At 62.5% G+C, this 20026-nt stretch carries 18 protein-coding genes; 7 read left to right on the forward strand and 11 right to left on the reverse strand.

What is annotated here, in order from left to right; translation table 11 throughout:
* Positions 1 to 270: 270 nt before the first annotated feature.
* Positions 271 to 549 (reverse strand): 30S ribosomal protein S20, encoded by a 279-nt coding sequence (gene rpsT / locus GSQ95_RS13315; protein WP_007160795.1) that lies wholly within the window; start codon positions 547 to 549, stop codon positions 271 to 273.
* Between the two features lie 243 nt (positions 550 to 792).
* Between rpsT and murJ the strand changes: the two genes are divergently transcribed.
* From murJ to ispH, 6 genes are all read left to right on the forward strand, one after another.
* A complete protein-coding gene (gene murJ, locus GSQ95_RS13320) occupies positions 793 to 2331 on the forward strand; it encodes a murein biosynthesis integral membrane protein MurJ (RefSeq protein WP_133861313.1) in 1539 nt (512 codons plus the stop codon).
* 79 nt (positions 2332 to 2410) lie between these two features.
* Positions 2411 to 3358 carry a bifunctional riboflavin kinase/FAD synthetase gene (ribF, locus tag GSQ95_RS13325; RefSeq protein ID WP_158896463.1) on the forward strand — a complete coding sequence of 316 codons (948 nt, stop codon included), beginning with the start codon at positions 2411 to 2413 and terminating at the stop codon, positions 3356 to 3358.
* Position 3359: 1 nt separating this feature from the next.
* Entirely contained in the window at positions 3360 to 6194 is a 2835-nt protein-coding gene (gene ileS / locus GSQ95_RS13330; RefSeq protein ID WP_158896462.1) for an isoleucine--tRNA ligase, read from the forward strand.
* Complete coding sequence (gene lspA, locus GSQ95_RS13335) at positions 6187 to 6690, forward strand: signal peptidase II (protein ID WP_017640851.1); 504 nt, start codon at positions 6187 to 6189, stop codon at positions 6688 to 6690. The genes ileS and lspA overlap by 8 nt, the downstream gene beginning before the upstream one ends.
* Entirely contained in the window at positions 6683 to 7129 is a 447-nt protein-coding gene (locus GSQ95_RS13340; RefSeq protein WP_158896461.1) for a peptidylprolyl isomerase, read from the forward strand. Before lspA ends, GSQ95_RS13340 begins: the two co-directional genes overlap by 8 nt.
* A 34-nt stretch (positions 7130 to 7163) precedes the next feature.
* Complete coding sequence (gene ispH / locus GSQ95_RS13345; protein ID WP_158896460.1) at positions 7164 to 8108, forward strand: 4-hydroxy-3-methylbut-2-enyl diphosphate reductase; 945 nt, start codon at positions 7164 to 7166, stop codon at positions 8106 to 8108.
* A gap of 15 nt (positions 8109 to 8123) precedes the next feature.
* Here the strand turns inward: ispH and GSQ95_RS13350 are convergent, their stop codons facing one another.
* From GSQ95_RS13350 to GSQ95_RS13380, 7 genes are all read right to left on the reverse strand, one after another.
* Positions 8124 to 8582: a type IV pilin protein gene (locus GSQ95_RS13350; protein WP_158896459.1), complete on the reverse strand. Its 459-nt coding sequence runs from the start codon at positions 8580 to 8582 to the stop codon at positions 8124 to 8126.
* Entirely contained in the window at positions 8579 to 12478 is a 3900-nt protein-coding gene (locus GSQ95_RS26515; protein ID WP_158896458.1) for a pilus assembly protein, read from the reverse strand. Before GSQ95_RS26515 ends, GSQ95_RS13350 begins: the two co-directional genes overlap by 4 nt.
* A gap of 16 nt (positions 12479 to 12494) precedes the next feature.
* The gene (locus tag GSQ95_RS13360; RefSeq protein ID WP_158896457.1) at positions 12495 to 12965 is read right to left on the reverse strand and encodes a PilX N-terminal domain-containing pilus assembly protein; all 471 of its coding nucleotides are present in this window, start codon (positions 12963 to 12965) and stop codon (positions 12495 to 12497) included.
* The gene (locus GSQ95_RS13365; RefSeq protein ID WP_158896456.1) at positions 12962 to 13918 is read right to left on the reverse strand and encodes a PilW family protein; all 957 of its coding nucleotides are present in this window, start codon (positions 13916 to 13918) and stop codon (positions 12962 to 12964) included. Before GSQ95_RS13365 ends, GSQ95_RS13360 begins: the two co-directional genes overlap by 4 nt.
* A 47-nt stretch (positions 13919 to 13965) precedes the next feature.
* Positions 13966 to 14457 carry a type IV pilus modification protein PilV gene (gene pilV, locus GSQ95_RS13370; RefSeq protein WP_158896455.1) on the reverse strand — a complete coding sequence of 164 codons (492 nt, stop codon included), beginning with the start codon at positions 14455 to 14457 and terminating at the stop codon, positions 13966 to 13968.
* On the reverse strand, positions 14454 to 14930 hold the full coding sequence (locus GSQ95_RS13375; protein WP_158896454.1) for a GspH/FimT family pseudopilin: 477 nt from the start codon (positions 14928 to 14930) through the stop codon (positions 14454 to 14456). The genes pilV and GSQ95_RS13375 overlap by 4 nt, the downstream gene beginning before the upstream one ends.
* A 105-nt stretch (positions 14931 to 15035) precedes the next feature.
* Positions 15036 to 15560, reverse strand: coding sequence for a GspH/FimT family pseudopilin (locus GSQ95_RS13380; RefSeq protein ID WP_158896464.1), 525 nt, complete (start codon positions 15558 to 15560; stop codon positions 15036 to 15038).
* A gap of 95 nt (positions 15561 to 15655) precedes the next feature.
* Between GSQ95_RS13380 and thiO the strand changes: the two genes are divergently transcribed.
* The gene (thiO, locus tag GSQ95_RS13385) at positions 15656 to 16759 is read left to right on the forward strand and encodes a glycine oxidase ThiO (protein ID WP_158896453.1); all 1104 of its coding nucleotides are present in this window, start codon (positions 15656 to 15658) and stop codon (positions 16757 to 16759) included.
* Here the strand turns inward: thiO and GSQ95_RS13390 are convergent, their stop codons facing one another.
* The 3 genes from GSQ95_RS13390 to GSQ95_RS13400 are packed head-to-tail and all read right to left on the reverse strand — an operon-like array spanning position 16760 to position 19909.
* Positions 16760 to 18100, reverse strand: a complete 1341-nt coding sequence (locus GSQ95_RS13390; RefSeq protein WP_158896452.1) for a sigma-54 dependent transcriptional regulator — start codon at positions 18098 to 18100, stop codon at positions 16760 to 16762. It lies immediately after the preceding gene.
* A gap of 2 nt (positions 18101 to 18102) precedes the next feature.
* Positions 18103 to 19677: a PAS domain-containing sensor histidine kinase gene (locus GSQ95_RS13395; protein ID WP_158896451.1), complete on the reverse strand. Its 1575-nt coding sequence runs from the start codon at positions 19675 to 19677 to the stop codon at positions 18103 to 18105.
* Positions 19661 to 19909 (reverse strand): PP0621 family protein, encoded by a 249-nt coding sequence (locus tag GSQ95_RS13400; RefSeq protein WP_158896450.1) that lies wholly within the window; start codon positions 19907 to 19909, stop codon positions 19661 to 19663. The genes GSQ95_RS13395 and GSQ95_RS13400 overlap by 17 nt, the downstream gene beginning before the upstream one ends.
* Between the last annotated feature and the right edge of the window lie 117 nt (positions 19910 to 20026).

Genomic DNA, 20026 nt, shown 5'->3' on the forward strand with positions numbered 1-20026 from the left:
CGACTCCCGCCGAGTGTTTTAACCACGCTGTTGCGTCGACCGGTTGAAACCACAGGTAAGAGCTGCGTTGGCGCATGGAAATCCTGGCGATAAGGGTGATCGCGTCCGCTTAAAAATACGCGGACACCATCGCCCTAAATACTGGAGTTCGGTAGGTGTGTTCGCCATCCGCTTACGATTGTCGAGCCTGGCGCCTCTCCTGAGGCGTTGGGCTCTTGAATCGCAGGCAATAAAAAACCGGCCTAGGCCGGTTTTTTGTTCGAACGCTTATCAGGCAGCGGCGGGGGTAGCCAGGGCCTTGATGTGAGCGTTCAGGCGGCTCTTGTGACGAGCGGCCTTGTTCTTGTCGATGATGCCCTTGTCGGCCATGCGGTCGATGACCGGAACGGCAGCAACGTAAGCGGACTTGGCTTTTTCCAGGTCCTTGGCTTCGATCGCCTTGACGACGTTCTTGATGTAGGTACGCACCATGGAGCGCAGGCTCGCATTGTGGCTGCGACGCTTCTCAGCCTGTTTGGCGCGTTTTTTGGCGGAGGGGGAGTTAGCCACCGTGGAGCTCCTTCGAAAAAGACTGTATTGGGTACAGAGCGAACTCTGTAGCAAGTACAGAGCTAAATTAAGGTCGCGAATCTTGACGTCCCTGGCGGCGCCTGTCAAGGCCGTCTGGATGGATATCCGGCTGGTCGCCGATGAAGGGCCTCGTTACACTCGATCGCTTGTGCCCATCCCACGACTGCGCTTGCGCGCTTCCTTCGTCACGTCCCGCTGCGTTCACCGAGTCCTCTCCCAGCCATGAATCTGCTCAAGTCCCTGGCCGCCGTCAGCTCCATGACCATGCTGTCCCGCGTGCTGGGTTTCGTGCGCGACACCATCGTCGCCCGCACCTTTGGCGCCGGCATGGCCACCGACGCCTTCTTCGTCGCCTTCAAGCTGCCCAATCTTCTGCGCCGCATCTTTGCCGAGGGCGCCTTTTCCCAGGCCTTCGTGCCTATCCTGGCCGAATACAAGGCCCAGCAGGGCGAGGAGGCCACCCGGACCTTCCTGGCCTATGTCAGCGGCCTGCTGACCCTGGTGCTGGCGGTGGTCACGGTGCTGGGCATGCTGGCCGCGCCCCTGGTGATCTGGATCACCGCGCCGGGCTTTGCCGATACCCCGGAGAAATTCGCCCTCACGTCCAGCCTGCTGCGGGTGACCTTTCCCTACATCCTGCTGATCTCCCTGGCCTCCCTGGCCGGCGCCGTGCTCAATACCTGGAACAGATTCAACGTGCCGGCCTTCGTGCCGACCTTGCTCAACATCAGCATGATCATCTTCGCGCTGTTCCTGACGCCCTATTTCGATCCGCCGATCATGGCGCTGGCCTGGGCGACCCTGGTGGGTGGCCTGGCCCAGTTCCTCTATCAGCTGCCCCACCTCAAGCGCATCGGCATGCTGGTGCTGCCGCGGCTGAATCTGCGCGACACCGGTGTCTGGCGGGTCATGAAGCAGATGGGGCCGGCGATCCTCGGGGTCTCGGTCAGTCAGATCTCGCTGATCATCAACACCATCTTCGCCTCCTTCCTGGCGGCCGGCTCGGTGTCCTGGATGTACTACGCCGATCGCCTGATGGAGTTGCCTTCGGGGGTGCTCGGCGTGGCGCTGGGGACCATCCTGCTGCCGGCGCTGTCGCGTACCTACGCCAAGGCCGATCGCCAGGAGTATTCGCGACTGCTCGACTGGGGGCTGCGACTCTGCTTCCTGCTGGTGCTGCCCTGTTCCGCGGCCCTGGCGCTGCTGTCCGAGCCGCTGACCGTCTCGCTGTTCCAGTACGGTCGCTTCGATGCCCATGACGCCCTGATGACCCAGCGGGCGCTGGTCGCCTATGCCGTGGGGCTGCTCGGCATCATCCTGGTCAAGGTGCTGGCGCCGGGCTTCTATGCCCAGCAGAACATCAAGACGCCGGTAAAGATCGCCATCTTCACCCTGGCGGTGACCCAGGTGCTCAACCTGATCCTGATCGGACCGCTGCAGCACGTCGGTCTGGCCCTGGCCATAGGTCTGGCGGCTTGTCTCAACGCCGGCCTTTTATTCTGGCAGTTGCGCCGCCATAACCTGTTCATCCCCCAACCCGGCTGGACGGGCTTCCTGCTCCGGCTGCTGATCGCGGTGGCGGTGATGACCGCTGTGCTGTTCGGTCTGATGCAGCTGCTGCCCAGTTGGAGCGAGGGGCTGATGTGGCAGCGCCTGCTGCGTCTGGGCGGCCTGGTCGCGGCGGGGGTACTGGCCTATTTCGCCAGTCTCTTCCTGCTCGGCTTCCGCGTGCGCGACTTCAATCGGCGCGCGGTGCTGTGATTGCACAAGGCCGGGTGTGCGCCTGTCCTCGCGGCGGGCATCCGGATATAATCGATTAATTTCTGAGCAATCCCTATCCATGCAGCTGTTTCGCGGTCTCCATCATCTCGACGCCTTTCCCAAGGGCTGCGTTGCCACCATTGGCAACTTCGACGGGGTTCACCTGGGGCACCAGGCCATCCTCGCGCGGCTGCGTGAGCGGGCGGCGGAGCTCGGGGTGCCCAGTTGCGTGGTGATCTTCGAACCGCAGCCCCGCGAATTCTTCCTGCCTGACATCGCGCCGGTGCGCCTGACCCGCCTGCGTGAGAAACTGGAATGCTTCGCGCGACTGGGCGTCGACAACGTGCTTAGCCTGAATTTCAATCGGCGGCTGCGCGAATTGTCCGCCGAGGCCTTCGTCCAGCAGGTGCTGGTGGACGGCCTGGGGGTGAAGCACCTGGAGATCGGCGACGACTTCCGTTTCGGCTGCGACCGTGCCGGCGATTTCACCTACCTGAATCTGGCCGCCCGCGACCACGGCTTCACGCTGGAGGCTGCGACCACCGTCGAACTGGATGGCCTGCGGGTGAGCAGCACCCTGATCCGCCAGGCCCTGGCCGACGGCGATCTGGCCCTGGCCGCGCGCATGCTGGGACGCCCCTACAGCCTCTCGGGGCGGGTCTTGCACGGCCAGAAGCTGGCGCGTCAGCTGGGGTGGCCCACGGCCAACGTCCAGCTCAAACGGCGTCGACCGCCGCTGCGCGGCGTCTATCTGGTCAGCAGCCTGATCGATGGGCGAGTGGTGCCGGGCGTGGCCAATATCGGCCAGCGGCCGACGGTGCAGGGCGATGGCCGTCCGCACCTGGAAATCCATCTGCTGGACTTTTCCGGCGACCTCTATGGTCGCCACCTCAGCGTGACCTTCGTGCAGAAGGTCCGCGACGAACAGAAATTCGCCTCTCTGGAGGCCCTCAAGGCGGCGATCGAAGCGGACGTCGCCACGGCCCGCGCCTACTGGCAGGGGCAACCGTCAACGAGCCTGGACTGACATGACCGATTACAAAGCGACGCTCAACCTGCCGGAAACGGCATTCCCGATGAAAGCCGGCCTGCCGCAGCGCGAGCCGGAAGCGCTCAAGCGCTGGCAGGACATCGACCTGTACGGGAAGCTGCGCGCCATCGGCAAGGGCCGTCCGACCTTCATCCTGCATGACGGTCCGCCCTATGCCAACGGCAGCATCCACATCGGTCATGCGCTGAACAAGATTCTCAAGGACATCATCACCCGCTCCAAGACCCTGGCCGGCTTCGATGCCCCCTATGTGCCGGGCTGGGACTGCCATGGCCTGCCCATCGAGCACAAGGTGGAAACCACCTTCGGCAAGAATCAGCCGGCGGACCTGACCCGCGAGCGCTGCCGCGCCTATGCCAGCGAGCAGATCGAAGAGCAGAAGGCCGGCTTCGTCCGTCTGGGCGTGCTGGGTGACTGGAGCAATCCCTACCTGACCATGAACTTCGCCAACGAGGCCGGCGAGATCCGTGCCCTCGGCGAACTGGTCAAGAAGGGCTTCGTCTTCAAGGGCCTCAAGCCGGTCAATTTCTGCTTCGACTGCGGCTCGGCCCTGGCCGAGGCCGAGGTGGAGTATCAGGACAAGAGATCCGACGCCATCGACGTGGCCTTCCCGGTCGCCGATGCCGACAAGCTGGCAGCCGCTTTCGGTCTCGACGCGCTGGCCAAGCCCACCGCCATCGTCATCTGGACCACCACCCCCTGGACCATCCCGGCCAACCAGGCGCTCAACGTGCATCCCGAATTCACCTATGCGCTGGTGGATGTCGGCGACCGCCTGCTGCTGCTGGCCGAGGAGCTGGTGGAAAGCTGCCTGGCGCGCTACGGCCTACAGGGCGAGGTGATCGCCACCGCCCCGGGTACCGCCCTGGAACTGATCAACTTCCGCCACCCGCTGTACGAGCGGCTGTCGCCCATCTACCTGGCCGAGTACGTCGAGCTGGGCGCCGGGACCGGTGTGGTGCACTGTTCGCCCGCCTATGGTGAGGACGACTTCCGCATCTGCAAGCAATACGGCATGAGCAACGACGACATCCTCAACCCGGTGCAGAGCAATGGCGTCTACGCCGAGTCGCTGCCGCTGTTTGGTGGCCAGTTCATCTGGAAGGCCAATCCGGCCATCGTCGCCGCGCTGGCAGAGGCGGGCGCGCTGCTCAAGCACGAGGCGATCAACCACAGCTACATGCACTGCTGGCGCCACAAGACTCCGCTGATCTATCGCGCCACCGCCCAGTGGTTCGTCGGCATGGACAAGCAGCCGAACGAAGGCGCCACCCTGCGCGAGCGCTCCCTGGCGGCCATCGAGCAGACCCAGTTCGTCCCGGCCTGGGGCCAGGCGCGGCTGCACGGCATGATCGCCGGCCGTCCCGACTGGTGCATCTCGCGCCAGCGCAACTGGGGCGTGCCAATTCCCTTCTTTACCCACAAGGAAAGCGGCGAGCTGCATCCGCGTACCGTCGAACTGATGGAAGCCGTCGCCCAGCGCGTCGAGCGCGAGGGCATCGAGGCCTGGTTCAAGCTCGATCCCGCGGAACTGCTCGGCGAAGAAGCCGGCCAGTACGACAAGAGTCGCGATACCCTCGACGTCTGGTTCGATTCCGGCACTACCCACTGGCACGTGCTGCGTGGCTCCCATGCCGAGCTAGCCCATGGCCAGGGTCCGGTGGCCGATCTCTACCTTGAGGGTTCCGACCAGCATCGCGGCTGGTTCCACTCCTCGCTGCTGACCGGTTGCGCCATCGATGGCCATGCCCCCTACAAGGAACTGCTGACCCACGGTTTCACCGTGGACGAGCAGGGCCGCAAGCAGTCCAAGTCGCTGGGCAACGTGGTCGCTCCGCAAAAGGTCATCGACAGCCTGGGTGCCGACATCCTGCGCCTCTGGGTCGCGTCGACCGACTACACCGGCGAGATGGCGGTCTCCGACCAGATCCTGCAGCGCAGCGCCGACTCCTATCGCCGCATCCGCAACACCGCGCGCTTCCTGCTCTCCAACCTGTCCGGGTTCGATCCGGCGGTCAACCGGGTCGCGCCCGAAGACATGATCGACCTGGATCGCTGGGCCGTGGATCGCGCCCTGCTGCTGCAGCAGGAAATCGAGCAGGCCTACGCCGAGTACCGCTTCCTCAACGTCTACCAGAAGGTGCACAACTTCTGCGTGCAGGAGCTGGGCGGCTTCTACCTGGACATCATCAAGGACCGCCAGTACACCACCGGCGCCGACAGCCTGCCGCGGCGCTCCTGCCAGACCGCGCTGTATCTCATCGCCGAAGCCCTGGTGCGCTGGATCGCGCCCATCCTGTCCTTTACCGCCGACGAGATCTGGCAGTACCTGCCCGGTGAGCGTGAAGAGTCGGTGATGCTGACCACCTGGTACGACGGCCTGTTCGCCCTGCCCGAGGGTGCGACCCTGGATCGCGCCTACTGGGATCAGGTGATGGCGGTCAAGGCCGCGGTCAACAAGGAGCTGGAGAACCAGCGCGCCGCCAAGACCCTGGGTGGCAGCCTGCAGGCGGAGATCACCCTCTACGCCGACAGCGCCCTGCAGACCGTACTGGAAGCCCTGGGCAACGAACTCAGATTCGTGCTGATCTCGTCCCAGGCCGCTGTCCAACCGCTGGACAAGGCCCCGGAAGGCGCCGTGACCAGCGAACTGAGCGGACTCAAGCTGGTGGTGCGCAAGTCCGAGGCTCCCAAGTGCGCCCGTTGCTGGCACCACAGCCACAGCGTCGGCCAGGATGCCGCACACCCGGAGATCTGCGAGCGTTGCGTGACCAACGTCTACGGCGCAGGCGAGGTGCGTGAGCATGCGTGACGCCTCGCGTTTCGGTGCCTTGCCCTGGTTGGCCCTGAGTGTGCTGGTGATCCTGCTGGATCAGCTGACCAAGCTTTACTTCCAGGCCAACCTGTCGCTTTACCAGCAGGTGCCGGTGATTCCGGACATCCTCAGCTGGACCCTGGCCTACAACCCGGGCGCTGCCTTCAGCTTCCTGGCCGATCACTCCGGCTGGCAGCGCTGGTTCTTCGCCGGCATCGCGGCGGTGGTGAGCGTGGTCCTGGTGGTCTGGCTCAAGCGCCTGCGCAACGACACCTGGACCGCCATCGCCCTGGCCCTGATCCTTGGTGGCGCCCTGGGCAATCTCTATGACCGTCTGGTCCTTGGCCACGTCATCGACTTCATCCTGGTGCACTGGCGCCAGGAGTGGTACTACCCGGCTTTCAACCTGGCCGACAGCGCCATCACCGTCGGTGCCGTGATGCTGGCCCTGGACATGTTCCGCAAGAAGAAGCCCGAGGAAGCCCATGGCTGAAATCACCATCGGCCCGGATACCCGGGTCACCCTGCATTTCGCCATCAAGCTGCAGAACGGCGACGTGGTGGACAGCACCTTCGACAAGGCGCCGGCCACCTTCACCGTCGGCGACGGCAACCTGCTGCCCGGTTTCGAGCAGGCGCTGTTCGGACTGGAAGCCGGTACCAAGACCAGCCTGACCATTCCGCCGGAGCGCGGCTTCGGCCAGCCCAACGACGGCAACCTGCAGACCATGGCCCGGGACGACTTCAGTGACATGGAGCTGTTGCCCGGTCTGCTGATCATCTTCAGCGACGCCGCCGGCGGCGAGATGCCCGGCGTGGTGAAAAGCTACGATGACGAGCAGGTGATCATCGACTTCAACCACCCGCTGGCCGGCCGTGTGCTGACCTTCGACGTGGACATCCTGGCCATCGAGCCTGCCGTCTCCCATTGATCTACCGCCGCCCGTGAAGCGGGCAGAGGAGCCTATGCAGATCAAGCTCGCCAATCCCCGTGGCTTCTGCGCCGGCGTGGACCGCGCCATCGACATCGTCGATCGGGCGCTGGACGTTTTCGGTCCGCCCATCTATGTGCGTCACGAAGTGGTGCACAACAAGTTCGTGGTCGACAACCTGCGCGCCCGGGGCGCCGTCTTCGTCGAAGACGTGGCCGACGTACCGGACGATGTCATTCTCATCTTCAGCGCCCATGGCGTCTCCCAGGCCGTGCGCCGCGAGGCCGCCGAGCGTGGCCTCAAGGTGTTCGACGCAACCTGCCCGCTGGTGACCAAGGTGCACATGGAAGTCGCGCGCTACAGCCGCGATGGCCAGGAATGCATCCTCATCGGCCACGCCGGGCATCCGGAAGTGGAGGGCACCATGGGTCAGTACGACGACCGTGCCGGCGGTGCCATCTACCTGGTGGAAGACGAAGACGACGTGGCAAGGCTCGAGGTGCGCAACCCCGAAGCCCTGTTCTACGTCTCCCAGACCACCCTGTCGATGGACGACACCCGCATTGTGATCGACGCCCTGCGCGCCAAGTTTCCCCACATCAACGGCCCGCGCAAGAACGATATCTGCTACGCCACCACCAACCGCCAGGACGCGGTAAAGACCCTGGCGCTGGAAAGCGACGTAGTGCTGGTCGTGGGCAGCCCCAGCAGCTCCAACTCCAACCGTCTGCGCGAACTCGCCGAGCGCCTGGACACCCCGGCCTACCTCATCGACGGCGCCGAAGACCTGCAGCAGAGCTGGTTCGAAGGTGTACAGCGCATCGGCGTCACCGCCGGCGCCTCAGCCCCCGAGGTCCTGGTACGCGGCGTCATTGATCAGCTACAGAGCTGGGGCGCCACCGGCGAGGTTGAGCTGGAAGGCGAGCCGGAAAACATCACCTTCACCCTGCCGCGAGAGCTCAGGGTAAAGGCGGTATAGGACGTCGCTGGCGCCCTAGCGGCGCCAGCAGTCGGCGGTGGTGGCATCGGTTGCTTGTCCCTTTAGCCCGGTATTGGTCAGTGTCAGACTTCCGCATCGATCACCTGCCATGGGGCCGCCTGCACGAGGCGCTGCCTGAAGCGTATAGCTAGTAGCCGTGACTGCACTCAGGCTCAAATCGTAGATGGCCCGTCCGCCATCCTTGGGAGTGGTAGTGAACGGCAGAGTGGGTGCCGTTGTACCAGCCACATCCGTCGTATAGCGTCCGAGGCGGGTGTAGTTTCGCTCCATGAGCTGCGCCAACTCCATGAGCGAAGCCTCAGCGTCAGCCCTGTTCCCCTTGCGTACGTGCTCCGTGTAAGACGGATAGGCAATGGCCGCCAGGATGCCAACTATAGCCACAACGATCATCAGTTCGATGAGCGTGAAGCCTCTTTGGTGGTTTGAGTGCTGATTTTGCGTAATTGACTTCATCTGATTTCGCGCCAGGTCATGCGTTTCGAACTGCTCTTCGGGTCATTGATATCTTGGCAGATCGTGTTGCCACTCGCGTCCGAGTGGCACAATTTTCCCGTTGCTGTAGAGCCGTCGGTCGTGTTGCCGTTACCGCGAACGAAGCTGGGCGTCTTGATGATGCCGCTTTGATCGTCTGAGATCCCAGAGAAAGGGACTTTGGTACCATTTGCCAAGCTGTAATAGTCACGCTGATCAAAGGTTCCGTCACCGTTGTAGTCGAAGAAACTGAAGTTGAGAGTGCCTCCATTCAGCACATTCAACGTCATGATCCAGCTTGTACCTCCGCCGCCGCAGGGATCACTGTTGGGTGTCATAGTAGTGAAGACCAAGACGCCGTTTCTCAGCGTCGGCCGGGCAATGACCCTTTCGCTTGTTAGCGCTCCGGACCCGCCATTGCTGCTCTTCCACGCCAGATCCATGAACCAGCCTGATTTATCTGCACCGATCTCGGCACTGGTGACTGCGCGGGCACGGCGGTTACCGATGGTTTGTTGGGCAATAATGGCCTGTTCGACGAGATTGCTACGGCTGATTTGCTGTCCCCTGTCGATCAGGCCATAGAAGGTTTCCAGGCGCGGGTTGGCAGGTACCTCATTGTCTCCAATCTGGTAGTAGCTTCCGGTGCCAAAAAGAATGATCGGATTGCCGTCGCTGTTGAGGGCGGCTTCGAGAGGCGCGGTGATAGGTTGAGTGGGATTGCTGGTGCCATTGGCTGTCCTTGCAATGAACAAGGGCAGAATGTTTGCCCCGCTCTTTAGAGCTGCAGGAGCGTCCCAGTTCGCCGGGTTGGTGCCTTTCAGGTCGAAGCGCCAGATATTGCCGGCAGTATCGCCCGCATAAAGGCGGTCTACGATGCGGTCGTTATTGGTATCAATGGCAAGCGGCTCTCCCAAGCCGCCGGTCGTAGCGACAGTAAAGGTCTTGAGGACACTGCCAGTGGCGGCGTCCAAGATCCAGATCTTGCCCTGGCTGACACTGCTGTCGCTGAAGCCACTGGTCACGATCACACCGAACTTGCCATTCTCCAGCGCGACCAGAGCCGGCTTCTGAATGGGATACTTCATTTCGGGCGAAGAGAACTCCCAAAGTACGTTGCTGGGAGCCATGTTGCTCGGGTCGCTCGCGTCCAGCGCAAACACGGTGTTTCCTCCGGCGCCCGCCGTCCCCACGATGAGGGACTTCCAGCTATTGTTGATCCAGGCGTCTCCTCCCGTTGGCGAGCCGTCTACATAGTAGCGATGGCTGTAGCTGGGGTCGGTTAGGCGGTAGAGTTCACCCATCAGGGTACGAGGCACATAGGCGAACAGTTCATTGCCGCCATCGGCCAGGCTGGCGTCGAAACCATGAAGCATGCCGTCATTGGCGCCTACTACGACCAGCGACTTGCGTGCCTGATAGGCTGTGCTTTGACGGTAGGTCAGATAGCTTTCACCCGCACTTCCCCATACGGATCCAGCTAGACGGTTATAGCCGTAATCTGGTTTTCCTATATATAAAGGGTCTGAGTTTACGATGTCGCCCAGGCGACTCTTGCGTTTGCGCATGGGATTGCTACTGACGGTCTCCTGGCTCCGATCGCCGCGCAGATAGTCGAGACGTCGCGACCCTTCTGTAGTGCTTACGTTGGTACCTGTCGTCGCAGTTCCTTGCAGCGCGACCTTGCTCTCGGCATCCAAGCCGCTCCAGAGAAAATTGACGCCCTGGCCTGCGGCCAAGGAATAGGCGTTGTTGCTCTGGGCGGTTAGGGTATTGCTAGTAAAAATCTTCCGGCTACTTGGCTCAAGGGTGTCAAGCTTGTTTCCCGCGCTCCAACTGGAGGAGCTGGCTACACCCGAAGCACTTAGCGTTCTGGCCAGAAGATCGCCGCTCCAGAACTTGGCTTCGAATTGAGTTTGAAAGGTGCCGCTGCCGGTATCGAGTTGCTGGCCGTTGGTGCTGATCGAGGTGGTCGAAGTAGTTACCTCTTGAACGATCTTGGCAAAGGCCGCACGAAGACCCTTGATCATGTTGGGGGCGTCGCTAGCAACGTAGAAATTGTCAGGGCGCTTGTAGTTGGAAGAGAGATACTCACCGCTGGTCCACCAGAGATCGTCGGTAATGCTAGCAGCGGTGGCTGAACTGCTGGCAAAGCCTTGAGGAACTGTGAAGCCGCCATATTTAGCAGCGAGCCAGTATTGGTTCGACGATCTGCCGGCTAGACTTTGGTTCTCGCGGACATCCATCCAGTAGGTGGAGATGGTCTGGCTACCTGCTTTGTCGCTTCGCTGATCCCGCGTATGGGCATCATAGGCAAGGCCGGCGATGTAAGCAGAGTTGCCGCGACCGGTGAAGGGTGTGCTTATGGTGATGTTTTCGAGACTGGCGACCTTCTGTGTCAAGGCCTCTACATCTATAGAGGTGTCGCTGGTCACTTCCGCGGGCTTGGCCGGTTCTCCGCCCGAGGAAGTGATACCTCCCGGTAGATTCTTGTCATTCCAGGTATTCGTGTCGCCGATGCCGAGAATGACGTTCTTCTGACAGGAATAAGTAATGGGGTCTTGCCAGTTGGTCACTACGGGGAAGCCGTCGGCTTGGGCGTATTTGTCGGTATCCGTAGAGCCGGACAAGGTACTGTAGGCAGATACATTTCCCTGGTTCTTGAAGTAACGTAGCGCTGTATAATAGAGCTCGCTGACCGGGTCATTGCTTTTTAGGTTCAGGTAGGTGTTCGGCGCATAAGGCATTGAGCCAAACTTGTTCAGATAGTTGATGACACCGCTATCCGTTACTCCATAGCCTGTCGACGAGGCTTCACTGGCAGAAGGATTGCGTACTAGAATGCCAGTTTGCGGGTCCCATTCGGCGCGTGCAGAGTTACTACTGAGATCTGGTTTGAGCGGGCCAATGAAGCTTTGGTTGGTCCGCAGGACACCGCCATCGCGTGTCGCGCTGGAATCATTTAGATAGCTGAATACCGAGTAGCGCAGCTTGTCAGAATACTGTTGCAGAAGGCCTTCTGGCTTGTAGTTGCTCGCCGAGTATCTTTTGCAATTGGCTTCCAGACCAATGGTAGGGTCGCATACTTTAACCTGAACTCTTACTCGATAGACACTGTAGCGAGTTGAGTTGAATATCGAGCCCGCCGTATAGTCAGCCTTGAGTAAATTTCCGCTCCATTGGTTGTTATCGTTTGGATCCAGATTCACCCAGACGCTCGACATATTGTTGCCTGCGCCATAGTCGGCAGAGCCGCCGCCACCGATTCGATCGTTCCAGTTAGAGAACAGCATGTCGAACCCCTGGCCTTCCAGACGAACATAGAAGCCGGCCCAGTTGGCCGCAAAGGGGGTAGCGCCAGCAATCTCTGACGCTGGAAGGAGTCCCTGACCGCTATTCAAACGGTTGCCAGCAGAGTTTTGTCCGCTGTGACGCGCTTTTTGCAAGACGGTAAGGCCGACATCGTCCCGCACCCTGGCACCGCCAGTCAGGGCACTGCGGAAAGGGTCGATGGTTGGAGTAGCGGCCCAGTTGAGAAAATTGCCGCTCCATTGCCTGGCACCGCTGCAGCGACGGCTATTGGCGGCGCTGACAGGGTTGAACCAACTATTGTCCAGTGAGCCGCCAAAGGCGTAGGTGTAGCACTTGTCCGAATCGAAGTACCCGCTATAGACATTGCCGGAACTGTAGCTGCCAAGGTTGGCTACAGATAAGACCGTCGGCCATTCTACCGAGGGCACCAACGCCAGGCTGCCCGGAATGTCCCCTCCTACGGCCAGCGGAGTCTGGGATACCGTGGCGTTACCGGAGGTACTCAGCAGAAGCAGCACCATCGCCGAAGGCAGAGTCCACGTCAGAAATCGCAACTGATGAGGCATGATGCTCTCCAAGTATCTATCGCCTGACAAAGATGGTGTTGATGGTGACATTCGCCGTGGACGCCGACCCGGCTCCGGCAGTGGTAGCTGCTCCCGCACCTTGGGTTTCGATGCGCAGCACACTGACATCCAGCGGAATCACCTGAAGGCCGTCGCCGGATCTCAGCGGATTGACCCCTGGTGTTGGATTGATCCTGAAGCGGGATTGATTGGGCAGGTCTGTCAAAGCATCCGCATTTGTCCAGTTGGCATTTTGGGCAGTGTTTTGCCAATCGGTGACGCTGCGTGTGAGGGCGAAGGCTTCGGCCTGTCGCTGCGCCATCTCCGACGCCTGAAACGCCTGGCTTTGGTCGCGGGCGTTACCCGCCATGCGTTCCTGCAGCGTAGTGCCCCTCATGCTGGCGAGAGCGATCAAGGTCATGAGTAGCAGCATCACCAACGTCACGATCAATACCGCGCCCTGTTGGCGTTCGACCGAGTTTCTCATGGCAGGTGGTTCCGAATGCTGACAGTTTGGTTGAACACCTGCCCCAGGCGGCCATTGGCAAGGGTGACGGTATTGCCACGGAAGGTAAGTTGCTGATCGGGCGATACGGCCTGGGTATCTCTGCTAACGGCGATCAAGTTGATCTGAGCGGAAATCACTGCCTGCCAATCGGTAATCAGCTGGGCATCTCTGTATTCACCCGTTATCTGACCGTTGCTGTCACCTACGGCATATTGGATCTGCAGGTCCTGAATGCCGCTGACCAACTCCTCATCGACAATCAAAGGCTGAGCGCCGGTTGTGGCCAGATAGCGGACTCGGCGTAGAGCAGGAAGGCCGGCTGCAACGGAGCTCTGACCTATGTAATAGAGCGAACTTTGAAAATTCGAGATTACCGCCGTTTGCGCATAGGGGCGGTTGATCGCCTGCAGCGTTGTCAACATGGTGGCATTGGCTGCGCTCTGATTGATGAAGAGTTGACAACCGGCTGTGTCGGAGATGATCAGCAGGCTACCGGGTGTCTGGCCAGTAGCTGCGGTCGTGTCAAGGGCCAAGGCGCCTGCACTAACAGAATGTGATAGGGCTATCCCGGTCATGCCAGCGGCATGCTTGAGCAGAATGACGTCAGTTCCACCTTGCCGGTTTGTGCTGTAGATATCGTTCAACCAGCTCGGAATGGAGTTCTCCCCGGTATCGTTCCAGCCTTCGATACCGGTGCCAAGGACATAACGTTCGTCTTTGGTAAGAGTGGGAGGCGTGGGATCATAGAGCGGAAACAGACAGTCTCCGCGATAGCCGGCGTTCTTCAGATCATAGGCCAGAAAGTCCAAGGCGAAGCGCCCTGATTCCTGTACCTGGGATAGCGCGGTATTGGTCTGATAGGTCTGCCGGGAAGACAGGAAGACCTGCATGACGCCGCCCATGAGCAATAGGCCCAGAAGCAAGGCGATCATGAGTTCGATTATGGAGAGGCCGGATTGGCGGCGAGTCGCCCGGTGTTTCATAGGCGAGTCCTGTAGGAGAAGACTTCGAAGCCTGAATTCTCGGCGGTAGAGGTACAGCTGTCGTTCTGTGACGCCACGTATTGAGTGGACTTGATCCGGGCTCGGCTGTCGTTCCAGCAGATGGTCAGGGTCACTATCTTTCCGCTGGTCACTATGGTGCCTGTACCCTGTGGCAGCGTGGCTGCGAGATTGTTGAGCCATTGCCCTGTATCGCGCTGGGCCGGGGTACCAGTAATGGCGTTACTGGTCGAAGGAGCGGGAAAGGTGGTCAGGGCGTAGCTGCCGGCCAAGGCAGCGGTACGGTTCGCACGCATACGATCAGCCATGTCGTTGGCCAGGATGGTCGCCTGTGAGCGGTAGTAGGCACCCTGGTTGCTCTGGACGCTTACCGATTGCAGCCCTGCAAGCCCCAGTAGGCCTATGGCCAGAATGACCATGGCAACCAATACCTCGATCAGGGTTGCTCCCCTTTGCTGCTTTGCATTCATGGCGACTGGCAGCCGTTCTGGTTGACGAAAGCGTTCCCGGTGAGGCTTACCGAAACCGTGCGGCGGCAACTCGGTGTTTCGATGCTGAATGATTGGGCGGCAGCCAGGGTGGTGAGACCGGTGCTGCGATAGGTGACGCCATTGATGAGACCAGTCAAGGTAATGCCGGTGGTGGGCTCCCAGATCCGAATGACGTTCGCGCCCTGAATCATCAGCCAACCTGCTGTCCAGTCGGTACCGTTTTCGCAGGCATCACCCGCGATGTTGCGCCGACATAACGTGACGTCAGCGCGACGTTTAAGGGCCTCGGAGCGTGCTATCTGCATGGCGCCAAGCAATTCATTGCTCATGACCGCAGCCCTGTTGCTCTGTAGCGTTCGGGTAAACGACGGCGCAGCAATGCTGATCACGATCGCCAGAATGGCGAGCGCTACCAGGGTTTCGATCAGGGTAAAGCCGTACTGGGTACGCATCGTCGTTTTCGCCGGGCTGGAAAGCCAAGCATGGGGTATCGCAGGCGCCTGGAACAGCGTACGGCGGATATCCGGTCGAAACGGGAAGGTGTCTGGTCAGGGGGTTCAGGCGCAGCGATCGCTGTCGCGAAGATCCGCGGTCTCGATCCGTCCGGCCTTGTTCAGGACCAGTCGTGCGCGCGGCTCGGTGCCCTGGCAGAGGATGAAGCTGCCGTTCAGGGCGTTGGTCACGCCGCTGTTCAAAAACGTCAGATGAGGTAGCGTACGGAAATTGTTCCAGCGCCAGTGCAGGCCGTCGGGGAGCTGACTGGTCAGCAGGGTGGGCTCCTCGGCTGACTGAAGGCCGTCGCGATCCCAGTCGCGGAAGACCCGAGTGGTGACCGACCAGAGATTCGAGCTGTCACAGTCGCCTGCCGGTGCATGGCAGATGGACACGCTGCCAGAGCCGTTGATGGCCGCCGCCCGTGCGAAGTTGATCGTCTCCCTGAGTTGTTGAATGGCGAGCTGCTGACGATTGCGCTGCAGCATTCCACCAAAGGCGGGAATGGCGAGGGAAGCGACGATGCTCAGCACGCTGAGGCAGATCAGGGATTCGAAGAGGCTGAAGCCTCGCGCGATGCGATAGGTCATGTTGACGTCCCTGTGGGTAGGCGGCCTTCCTGGCCGCGCTAGCCGTTTTGCGCCAAGACGGCGGAACAGTCAATTGCAGGATGTAGAGGTGTGACGTGAGCTTTGATGTAGCTGTGGTTGGGGCGGGTGCGCTAGGGCTGATGTCGGCCTATTGCCTGTCCTTGAGCGGTCGGCGGGTGGTGGTGGTCGAGCGCGGTGAGCCGGGGCGGGAGGCTTCCTGGGCCGGCGGCGGGATCGTTTCGCCGCTGTATCCCTGGCGTTATCAGCCGGCGGTGACGGCGCTGGCGCACTGGTCGCAGGATTTCTATCCGGTGCTGGGGGAGCGGCTGCGGCAGGAAACGGGGGTAGATCCCGAGGTCGAGGTGACCGGGTTGTACTGGCTCGATCTGGAGGACGAAGCCGAGGCGCTGGACTGGGCGCGGCGCAATGTGCGGCCGCTGGCGGCGGTGTCGGTCGCGGAGGTACGGCAGCGGGTCCCGGTGCTGGGGCCAGGCTATGAGCGAGCGGTCTTCATGGCGGGGGTGGCCAATGTGCGCAATCCCCGGCTGGTGCGCTCCCTGCACGAAGCCCTGCTGCGCATGCCGAATGTGACGCTGGTGAGCGAGTCGCCGGTGACCGGCTTCCTGCGCCAGGGCGAGCGCGTGGTGGGCGTGCAGACCGCGCGCGAGGCTATCCATGCCGAGTCCGTGGTGGTCTGTGCCGGGGCCTGGAGCGGGGAATTGCTGCAGACCCTGGGGCTGGCGGTGCCGGTGCGGCCGGTGAAGGGGCAGATGTTGCTGTATCGCCAGCCGGTGGGCTTTCTGACCAGCATGGTGCTGGCCAAGGGGCGCTACGCCATACCACGACGTGATGGTCATATCCTCATCGGCAGCACCCTGGAACACGCCGAATTCGACAAGACGCCGACCGCCGAGGCGCTGGCCAGTCTGCAGGCGTCGGCTGCCGAGTTGCTGCCGGCGCTGGCCGGCCAGGCACCGGTGGGGCACTGGGCAGGGCTGCGGCCGGGATCGCCGGATGGCGTGCCCTTCATCGGGCCGGTGCCGGAACTGCCCGGCCTGTGGCTCAACTGCGGGCACTATCGCAACGGCCTGGTGCTGGCACCGGCCTCCTGCCAGTTGCTGACCGATCTGCTTACCGAACGCACGCCGATCATCGATCCGGAACCCTATGCGCCAGGCGCGCGGTTGGCGGCGGGCTGATCAGTCGATGCCGAGCTTCTTCAGTCGGTAGCGCATCGACCGGAAGGAGAGGCCCAGGCGTTCCGCGGCGGCGGTGCGATTCCAGCGGGTCTCTTCGAGGGCCTGCATGATCAGCTGGCGCTCGATGGACTCCAGGTGGTCTTCGAGATTGGCGATGTTGGCCAGGCTGGCTTCGCCGGTGGCGGTGGCTGCCGGTGCATCGGCCAGGCGCAGGTCGGCCGGGCGGATGACGTCGCCTTCGCAGAGGGTGTAGGCCCGCTCCAGCATGTTTTCCAGTTCCCGCACGTTGCCGGGGAATCTGTAGCTCTTCAGCTTGGCCAGGGCATCATCGCCCAGCGTGGCCGCGGCCAGGCCCGAGTCGCGCGCCAGGCGTTCGAGCATGTGGCTGGCCAGCACGCCGATGTCTTCGCGGCGCTCGCGCAGGGCCGGCACCTGCAGCTCGATGACGTTGAGGCGATAGTAGAGATCCTGGCGGAAGGTCCCGGCGGCGACCTCGGCGGCGAGATCCCTGTGGGTGGCGCTGAGAATGCGCACGTCCAGGCTGAGCTCCTGCTGGCTGCCTACCGGGCGCACGGCCTTTTCCTGGATGGCGCGCAAGAGCTTGACCTGCATCGGCAGCGGCAGGTCGGCCACCTCGTCGAGAAACAGGGTGCCGCCCTGGGCGGCCTGGAACAGGCCCTGCTTGTCTTCGATGGCGCCGGTGAAGCTGCCCTTGCGGTGGCCGAAGAATTCGCTCTCCACCAGTTCCGAGGGGATGGCGCCGCAGTTGACCGGGACGAAGGGCCGGCCCGCACGCGGACCCTGCTCATGGATCAGTCGTGCCACCCGCTCCTTGCCGCTGCCCGATTCCCCGCTGATGTAGACCGGCGCCTGGCTGCGCGCCAGCTTGGCGATCTGGCCCCGCAGGGCGCGCATGGGCGGCGATTCGCCGAGCAGCTGGGTTTCGCTGGCGCCGGCCACTGCCGGGGCAGGCCCGGACAGCCGCAGGGCGGTGCCCACCAGCTCGCGCAGGCGCGGCAGGTCCACCGGCTTGGTGAGGTAGTCGAACGCACCGGCCTTGAGGGCCTGGACCGCGGTTTCCAGACTGCCGAAGGCGGTGATCATGGCTACTGGCAGTTGCGGAAAGCGCTGCTGGATGAACTGGATCAGATCCAGTCCCGAGCCGTCGGGCAGGCGCATGTCGGTCAGGCAGAGGTCGAAGCTTTCCCGTTCGAGGATGGCCCGGGCGTCGGCGATGTTCTTGGCGCTGGCGGTGTCGAGTTTCATCCGCCCCAGGGTGATCTCCAGGAGTTCGCGGATATCGGGTTCATCGTCGACGATCAGGACTTTCTGTCGGGCCATGCTCAGCTCATTGTGCGGGGATGGGCGAAGGTGATGCGAAAACAGCTGCCATTCGCCAAGGGATGATAGCCAAGTCTGGCCTGGTTGCTCTCGCAAAGCTCACGGGAGATGTACAGGCCCAGCCCGGTCCCCTTGTTTTCGGTGGTGAAGAAGGGCTCGAACAGGTGATCGAGCTGCTCCGCGGCGACGCCCGGCCCGTCGTCGACCACCTCGAGGATGGGCAGGTCGCTTTCCGGATCGCGGTAGGTGCTGAGCCAGACCTGACCGATGCCGTGCTTCTGGCAGCTGTAGCGCAGGCCGTTCTGCACCAGGTTGGTCAGGATCTGGCCCAGCTGGTGAGGATCCATGTGCGTCTGCAGGGTACCCGGCTCGGTCTTGACGTGCAGCGTCTGGCCGGCGGGCAGGGTAGGGCGCAGCTCCCCGGCGAAACGGTGCGCCCAGTAGCGCAGATCGATCAGCTGGGGGGCGGCCTGCTGGCGGCGAGACAGTTGCAGGACGTTTTCCACCACCCGGTTCATCCGCCGCGACTGGTCCTGGATGATCTGCGCCAGGCGCCGGTCAGGGGTGGTCAGCTCTTCGGATTCCTGCAGCAATTGCGCGGCATGACTGATGGCGCCCAGCGGATTGCGGATCTCGTGGGCGATACCGGCGGTGAGACGGCCGAGGGAGGCGAGCTTGAGTTGCTGGGCCTGCTGGGCGATGCGTGAGACGTCTTCGAGAAAGGTCAGCACCCGCTCGCCCTCGCCCTGCTGCAAACGGGCGAAGCTGGGTTGCAACAGCGGACCGTTGGCATAGGCGCGCCAGGGCGCGGGCCGGATACTGGGATTGCGCTCCCATTCCTCCAGGCGCTGGGCGAGCCCCAGGGCCAGGGGGGCGATGGTGTCCTCGTCGTCCACCCCCAGCAGGCGGCGGGCTGCCGGATTCACCAGCAGCACCTGGTATTCGGCATCGAACACCAGGATGCCGGTCCGCATGCGTTCGAGGATGAGGGCGTTGAGGGCTTCCAGTTCGGCCACGGCGGTGGCGCGGGTTTCGGCCAGGGCCTGGCTGTCCAGCAGCCGCCGGACCAGGCCCTGCACCAGCAAGGCCGTGGCGAAGCAGAGGGTGCCCAGGCCCGCCGCCTGCACATAGCCACTGCCACTGTCGCCGCGGCGCAGGTCGAGATAGCCGGTCGCCAGCAGCAGGGCGATGGCGGCCAGGGCGGCGATCAGCAGGCCGCGGCGGCCCCGGATCAGGACGTTGGACACCCCGACGGTCACCACCAGCAGACTGCCCATGCCACTGGCGATGCCGCCGGCCAGGAAGAACAGGCCGCCCAGGGCGAGGATGTCGATCAGTGCCAGGGTAAAGGCGCGGCCACGCAACAGCCGCTGGCCGACCGCCAGCACGGCGTTGACGGCGAGATAGGCCCAGCTGGCCTGGCGGAACAGCTGGCCGTCGACGGTACGCAGCCAGTGCTGGTCCAGGTCGCTGGAAATCAGCACCACCAGCGCCAGGCCGATGACGATGCGATAGAGGTGATAGAGCCGCAGGACCGCGTCGGCTCTCAGGGTGCCTGGATCAGTCGCGGCGCTCATGCTGCAACCGGCGGTGTTCGGCGCTGCAATACCAGCGCTGGCCTTCGCCATCGGCCAGGGCTCCTGCCTGGGGCACATGCACGCCGCAATGGGCACAGCGCACCATGGCGTTGGGCGGCAGCGGGGGTGCCTTGGCGGGGGGCGTCTGCGTCTTGCCGCGCCACCAGCGTCTGATCATCCAGAACAGCGCGCCCAGGAGGACGAGCCACAACAGCAGGCGAAGCAGACCCATGGCGATCTCGTAGCGTGAAGGAGGGTGGAGTTTAGCAGGGCCACCGCAGCCGGTGAGCCCCGCATGGCATCGATTGTCGCGCTTAGCCGCTTGCGGGAAAATGCCCCGATCAATAGT

This window comes from Pseudomonas sp. BAV 4579, assembly GCF_009765395.1.
In the GTDB taxonomy this organism is placed as follows: Bacteria; Pseudomonadota; Gammaproteobacteria; order Pseudomonadales; family Pseudomonadaceae; genus Chryseomonas; species Chryseomonas aestiva.

Coding starts and splice junctions, on each gene's coding strand:
- murJ (WP_133861313.1), top strand. CDS start 793: ATGAATCTGCTCAAGTCCCTGGCCGCCGTCAGCTCCATGACCATGCTG.
- ribF (WP_158896463.1), top strand. CDS start 2,411: ATGCAGCTGTTTCGCGGTCTCCATCATCTCGACGCCTTTCCCAAGGGC.
- ileS (WP_158896462.1), top strand. CDS start 3,360: ATGACCGATTACAAAGCGACGCTCAACCTGCCGGAAACGGCATTCCCG.
- lspA (WP_017640851.1), top strand. CDS start 6,187: ATGCGTGACGCCTCGCGTTTCGGTGCCTTGCCCTGGTTGGCCCTGAGT.
- GSQ95_RS13340 (WP_158896461.1), top strand. CDS start 6,683: ATGGCTGAAATCACCATCGGCCCGGATACCCGGGTCACCCTGCATTTC.
- ispH (WP_158896460.1), top strand. CDS start 7,164: ATGCAGATCAAGCTCGCCAATCCCCGTGGCTTCTGCGCCGGCGTGGAC.
- GSQ95_RS13350 (WP_158896459.1), bottom strand. CDS start 8,582: ATGAAGTCAATTACGCAAAATCAGCACTCAAACCACCAAAGAGGCTTC.
- GSQ95_RS26515 (WP_158896458.1), bottom strand. CDS start 12,478: ATGCCTCATCAGTTGCGATTTCTGACGTGGACTCTGCCTTCGGCGATG.
- GSQ95_RS13360 (WP_158896457.1), bottom strand. CDS start 12,965: ATGAGAAACTCGGTCGAACGCCAACAGGGCGCGGTATTGATCGTGACG.
- GSQ95_RS13365 (WP_158896456.1), bottom strand. CDS start 13,918: ATGATCGCCTTGCTTCTGGGCCTATTGCTCATGGGCGGCGTCATGCAG.
- pilV (WP_158896455.1), bottom strand. CDS start 14,457: ATGAATGCAAAGCAGCAAAGGGGAGCAACCCTGATCGAGGTATTGGTT.
- GSQ95_RS13375 (WP_158896454.1), bottom strand. CDS start 14,930: ATGCGTACCCAGTACGGCTTTACCCTGATCGAAACCCTGGTAGCGCTC.
- GSQ95_RS13380 (WP_158896464.1), bottom strand. CDS start 15,560: ATGACCTATCGCATCGCGCGAGGCTTCAGCCTCTTCGAATCCCTGATC.
- GSQ95_RS13390 (WP_158896452.1), bottom strand. CDS start 18,100: ATGGCCCGACAGAAAGTCCTGATCGTCGACGATGAACCCGATATCCGC.
- GSQ95_RS13395 (WP_158896451.1), bottom strand. CDS start 19,677: ATGAGCGCCGCGACTGATCCAGGCACCCTGAGAGCCGACGCGGTCCTG.
- GSQ95_RS13400 (WP_158896450.1), bottom strand. CDS start 19,909: ATGGGTCTGCTTCGCCTGCTGTTGTGGCTCGTCCTCCTGGGCGCGCTG.